This window comes from Winogradskyella vidalii, from assembly GCF_013403955.1.
GTDB lineage: Bacteria > Bacteroidota > Bacteroidia > Flavobacteriales > Flavobacteriaceae > Winogradskyella > Winogradskyella vidalii.
In genome coordinates, this window is record NZ_JABFDG010000016.1 from 1 (window position 1) to 6551 (window position 6551).

Below are 6551 nucleotides of genomic sequence, written 5' to 3' on the forward strand. Positions count from 1 at the left end.
TTTCAAAAAATAATGTATCGGAAATTATTCTTGGATTTAATATACACGAATCTGAATTAAAAATACTGTAGGTAACACCGTGTATAATTAATTGCTTTGTTCTTCCCTACTTGCGAATATTCCTGCGGAATATTCACAGGTTCGTAAAAGTTTGCTAACTTAGTTGCTAAACCACGCAACTAACCATACACAAACACGTTGGCAACAAGCTAAAGAAACTTCCGAACTTCAAATTAAGACAAGGAAATAGAACAAAATATTCTCGCCAATAAGCTACTACTCGTTGGTAACTATTAAAAATTATCAAGATAAATCAACAATACATTCTATATAACTAAATTTTTAGTTTAAACTAAAAATTTAGTTATATTTGTTGTCTACTTAAAATTTAACTCTATGAAGCACTTCCTTTTAATTATTGTTTTTTTATCGTGTAGCTTACTTACAGAAGCTCAAACAGCTAAATATTTTAAACATCTCGTTTTTCGTGAAACACCTTATTCTGAAACAAAAGGAAAAATACCACAAACAGAAGCGGAAGTCCAAAATGTTAATCATTATAAATTAGGCTATGATTCACTAAATAGGTTAATATTAATTGAATACAAATACAATCAAAACCTTATCGAATTAAATAGAAGTGGTATTCTAGATGGTAAAAGAGCATTGGCATCAAAAACTCAAATAATATATACCGAAAATACAGAAACACGACTATTTTTTGACGTTGATAACAAACCAGCAACCAATGGGATGGGAGTTTTTAAGGAAGTATATTCCTATAATAAAAAAGGAAAAAGAGTTGGTTTAAAGTTTTACGACAAAAATGATGAACCTATAAATAATAGCTGGAATATTTTTGAATATACTTGGAAACACATTAATAATAATTCTGTGTTAGAAACAAGAAAAGATGTAAATGGAGTAAATGTAACTATGCGACCTTATTATAAATTTCATAATGTGCTATACAAATTCAATGATAAAGGATTATTACTTTCAATGAATAATGTAGACAAAAGGTTGAAATTAATAAATGATGAAACTGGAATAGCCACAGATAAAGCTACATATGACAAAAATAACAACCTCATTAACTTTAAGTTTTTTAACGCAGAAAATGAACCAGCTGTTGGTTCGTTTCTTGGCACTGCTGGAGGTTTTGCAACGTATGACGAAAGTGGAAATTGTTTAAAGTATGCCACAGTTGGTTTAGATGGAAACTATCAAGTTGATAAAAGAAGTAATGATGCTTATTCAAAATATAAGTTTGATAGTGTTGGTAATTTGATTGAACGTAGCAGTTATGACACTCATAACAAAATATTAAAGAAGCGAGATGTTATAAGCGTAAAATATGTTTATGACACAAAAAATCCAATACAAATTTTAAAAACCGAATACCATCACACAATACCTAATAAAAAGGTTAAGGACTCAATTCTTAAAAATCTTAATAAACAGATTGGAAAAGATGAGTTAGTTGAAGATTTTAATCAATTATTAGAAACACTCAAGGAACATCCATCACAGTTTGAATTTATTGACAAAACATCTTATAAAAATCTTGTAAGTATGCAACGAGATAAATTAAAAGATTCTATGACTGTTCAGGAATTTTATCAATTAACCTCACCAATAGTTACAAGTTTAGGTTGTCTACATACACGAATAGTTGATACTCGCTTTTTTAGAACACCTCAAAAATATTGGTTACCATTAATTGTATGGTTTGAAAACGAAAAAATGTATGCAATAAACAATTGTGTAGAAAATATAGAAATGGATGCAGGTTCTGAAATATTAGAAATTAACGGAATCTCATCAAGTGAAATTTTACAAACTTTAAAATCAACAATTTCTGCTGATGCTTTTAATCAAAGTTTTTATAGGGGAGATTTGAATGTGAATTTTTTATATTATTACCACAGTTATTTTGGTTTTGATTCAGAATACAAAATAAAATTTAAACCTTACAATTCTGAAAATACAATTACAACATCATTTCTTATTGATGAACCAGCACCAAATTACAAAGTAGAAATAAACAACACCTCAAGATTAGGTATAGAAATTAATAAAGAGAGTAAAACAGCTATAATCAAGATTAAGAATTTTAGCTACTTCCCAAGAGGTAGAGAAAATATTGATTTTTTTAAAGAGAAGTTAGATACTTATATGAAACAGATAAAAAATGAAAATATATCTAAAGTAGCTTTTGATTTAAGAGGAAATAGAGGTGGAAACCCAGAATGCACTAATCACATTCTATCCTATATTATTGATAAAGAAATTAACTTTTATGAAGATAATGATTTAAATAAAAGACGAAATAGACCAACAACCATAAAACCAAAAACAATAAACAACATTAGTAATGCAAATATTTATATGCTTACAGATGGTCGTTGTGCATCTGCAACAGCACAAATGTTAGCGGTTGTAAAACAAAATAAATTAGCCACCATAATCGGAGAAGAAACAGGAGGAACTTACAGTACGCATCCAGGTAGAGGAACAGCATCTTTAAAAAACACAAAACTTAGTTTGCAAATAGGAACGGAAAGGGAATCCGTCAATGTTCCTAGATTAGTGCTCGACAAAGGGATAATTCCAGATAAAAGTATTAAGCTTAAACTTTTTGATATAATAAACGGAGATGACCCATTATTGAACTATATTTTGAAAGAATAGACAATTGAATATAAAGCCAGTTGCCAACAACGTATATAATTTATTGCTAGTCCTAGCCTACTTACGAAAATCCTCGCGGATTTTCTATTCAGTTTTTATTTGCTAACTTAGTTGCTGAATCACGCAACAAACCATATACAAGACCGTTAGCAGCTATGCACACCTAATTTTTGCCTAGCTTTCTTTTCGCGATTTTTTTTTTGACTTTTATGTCAGATAAATCAGAAAAACTGGAAATAATAAAATCTAATATTACGCTGGACTTGTTTCTTATCCGCTTAATTTGAGCCCTACAAATCCTCTTGGCTTATTTACATTACAACGCCGGATTGATTCTCTGAACGCACAATTCAGAACCTTAAATTTAAAAAACAGCTGCTAACATTGCCTATAGTTCATTGCGTCCGAATTTTCCTCTGGAAAATTCATTCGCTTTTGCTATCTTTAGTCCTGCAATCCGAATTACGCTGACTATCGTTTCGCAACGAAACCATAGCCGTAGCGTTGGCATTCATTTGAAGTAACCAAGAAAAATGGAATATAAAATAATTAGAGATGAAGATGATGAACTTACCGTTTTTCTTCCTTATAACAAACTTTTTAATGAGACTTATAACCCTGAGAGCTATTCTGAATTTCCAGAGATAAGAATTATTTTTAAAGACACTGAAGAATTAGAAAAACCAACGACACAACAAATTAATGCATTAGAATATTTCCTCAAATATTCTTTCAAAATAAGTAACTCTATTTCTGATTTCATCTATCAAGAACGAGAAGTGTTTTTAGAGGCAACTTGTTTAGATATCGAAACTATTAAGAATGCAAAAGACAATTACAGATTTTCAACAATTAATATTCGTAGTGAGCATAAGGAAGATATTTCTTATGTTGGTTTAACTGGAGATTGTTCATGGGATCCTGAACATGGATTTGGTATAATGTTATTTAAGAGCAAAATCATAGATTTTGGTGACTGGGAAACGGGAGGTTTTCGTTTTAATATATATGACAACATAGCTAATAAATATTCTCTCGAACCTTTAAGAGATAGAAGAAATAGAATTGCTAATCTCAGTCAGAATATACAAACTATAGATACTGAAAAATATTTATCTCTATTAAAATGGCTTATTGACTTGAATGTAGTTTATGGATATAGGGACACAGAACTAGACTTAACTGACAAAGAAACAATTGCTTTAATTCGGGACATAAAGAAGCTAGATTTAGCTAATAAAAAGTTGGAAAGACTACCTAACAGTATTAACCTTTTTACAAACTTAGAAGAATTTCAACTTCAAAGTAACAATTTAACAGAGCTTCCAAAAGAAATTTGTCAGTTAGAGAATTTGAAAAAAATTGAACTTCAAGGAAATCAATTAAATGACCTACCTAGATGTTTTAGAAAACTCAAAAACCTTAATTCACTTTTTTTAAACAATAATAGTTTCAACTTTGCACCTGATTGCATAGGAGAGCTTTTAAATCTGAGAGCTTTACACTTGTCAGGAAATTCTATTTCTGAACTGCCAACATCCTATGAAAATTTGACAAACATTCAAATTTTCTATATGTCTAGTAACAATTTTAACGAATTACCTATTGCAATAAAAACATGGAAAAAACTAGACTTTTATCACGCTGAAAACAACCAGATTAAATTTATGCCGAGCTGGATAGGTGAATTTACCTTATTAGGCAATTTAAACTTGAACAATAATGAACTAACTGAAATCCCTACATCTATTTCTAGATTAAAGGAACTTAGATTTCTAAACCTTAGAAACAATAGACTGATAAAACTTCCTGAAGAAATAAACAATATTCATTCTATTTATTTAGAAAATAATAATCTTGTATCATTATCAGAAAGCATTAAAGAAATAAAAGTCGTTAACATTAGGAACAACGATATTCCCACAGAAAAATTAATTCAATATAAGAAATGGAGAGAAGGTAAGCCACCTTATTTTAGAGATGATTTCGATGCTGAATTGAAAAGAATAAATGACAAAAAAAAGGAAATAACTAGAAAGGATACTAAAACTAAAAGTGAATCAAAACCTGTTATAAACAAAAAAATAGGTAATGATGAAAGTAATAATGTTACAAAATCAAAAAGGGTAAACAATTTATACTATTTCATTTCTGTTTTAATATTACTTTCTTTAATGATTTACTTTATTGCTGAAAAAGAGACTTCTGCGAATAATTCAAACGTAGGAAGAAATTTGTTTGATGAAAAAGTTGCTCTAACTTATCATAATTTTTATAAAGGTAAAGTTCTAAAAAAGTACGTTAATGATAATCGTAATTATGTAGATATAAAATTTGAACTTGGTATTATGAAATTAATTTTTCCCTACGAAAATCAGGATTTAAGTGATTTCGTAGAAATAGGAGATTCAATTATAAAAAGAAAAGAGAGTTTAGTATTGGAGTTAAAAGGAAAAAATACAGATACACTTTTTTACTTTAAATTTGATAAAATCAAAGGATATGAAGATTATTCTAAAACCAATGAATTTATTATCGACCAAAAAATAAAACGAAATGCCAACAATGGCTATAAGTAATTGCTTCAACTCGCCTACTTTGGAAATTCCGCAGGAATTTCCAACTTGGTGTGTAATTGCAAAGTTAAGTGCTAAACCACGCAACTACTCATAGCCGATACCGTTAGGCAACATTTGAGAAAAACGAAATCTGAATGGAATTAAGACGAATATCTAGACAACAGAAAACTACCTTGCTTGAATTTTACAATCCAAAAGAATGGCCTTCTCAATGGAAAAGAATGCCTGAAATGATGTGTGAATTAATCAAATCGTTGGAATTGATTAAACACGAACCAGTTTGGGTATTTACATCTCATGCTGAATTGTTATTTACAAGTAAAGATGACTATCAAGATTGGCAGGTTTTAGTGAAAATAATAGAAATGGATAAAAAACAATTTTATAAAATAACAGTAGCACATAACGACCCTTGGCATCATTTAACGGGATTTTCAGACAATCCTAATAAAGCATCGGAATTAGTAATATCTGGACTATCAGTTGCTGTTATTGGGAAAAATCGAAATATTTTTTTAGACTCAAATTAATATTTAATGAATTAATTGAATACTATAATAGATATATTTAGTGAGCACGAGATATCCAAATATTCAGATTTGAAAATATGGGAACTTAATAAATCAGAACGCTACCCAATAAGTGAAGGAATCAAATTTGAATCAAATGATTTTGCTGGAGGAATATTTTACTATTCTGGTAATGAAATGGAATATTGCGAAATGGAATTTTTAATCTATTTTGGAGAAATTTATAAAGCCAAAGTAATTGAAAAGACAAGTAGTATAGAATTAAAAAAATCAATAACTGAATTTCTAACAAATAGAATTACTAAATTAAAAAACGTTGCCTAACAAAGTACTGTGGTAAAAAACAAGTAAAAATGCACTAATTTTTCATTAAAGTACTTCTATATGTATCATCATATATTAAACCTGATTTTGCTATAGCAAAAGCCTGTTTTAATAGTTTATTACACACCGCTATCAATGCCAATTTTTTACTCTTTCCTTTTGCTACTATTCTCTCATAAATATCACGACATGCTTTATTGTATTTACAAGCATTAAAGCTGCACATAAATAACAGATTACGTAGTTTCTGATTTCCTATTTTACTGATACGAGGCCGTCCATTTACACTACTCCCACTCTTTCTAACTACAGGGGTTAATCCAGCATAACTACACAATTCGCTACCGCTTTTAAAACGATCAAATCCATCGGTTAAAACCAATAGCATTACTGCGGTTTTATTTCCTATACCTGGAATAGTTTT

5 protein-coding genes are annotated in these 6551 nt (G+C 29.3%); 4 read left to right on the forward strand and 1 reads right to left on the reverse strand.

The window, feature by feature from the left end:
• Nucleotides 1–396 precede the first annotated feature (396 nt).
• The 4 genes from HM982_RS18005 (at nucleotide 397) to HM982_RS18020 (ending at nucleotide 6127) form a co-directional block, all read left to right on the forward strand.
• Complete coding sequence (locus tag HM982_RS18005) at nucleotides 397–2694, forward strand: S41 family peptidase (protein WP_179354720.1); 2298 nt, start codon at nucleotides 397–399, stop codon at nucleotides 2692–2694.
• Between the two features lie 533 nt (nucleotides 2695–3227).
• Nucleotides 3228–5273 (forward strand): leucine-rich repeat domain-containing protein, encoded by a 2046-nt coding sequence (locus tag HM982_RS18010; protein WP_179354721.1) that lies wholly within the window; start codon nucleotides 3228–3230, stop codon nucleotides 5271–5273.
• Between the two features lie 134 nt (nucleotides 5274–5407).
• Nucleotides 5408–5803, forward strand: coding sequence for a hypothetical protein (locus HM982_RS18015; RefSeq protein ID WP_179354722.1), 396 nt, complete (start codon nucleotides 5408–5410; stop codon nucleotides 5801–5803).
• A gap of 15 nt (nucleotides 5804–5818) precedes the next feature.
• Complete coding sequence (locus HM982_RS18020) at nucleotides 5819–6127, forward strand: hypothetical protein (RefSeq protein ID WP_179354723.1); 309 nt, start codon at nucleotides 5819–5821, stop codon at nucleotides 6125–6127.
• A gap of 34 nt (nucleotides 6128–6161) precedes the next feature.
• Here the strand turns inward: HM982_RS18020 and HM982_RS18025 are convergent.
• Nucleotides 6162–6551: transposase (locus tag HM982_RS18025; protein ID WP_179354724.1), on the reverse strand; the 390-nt coding region annotated here is incomplete at its 5' end.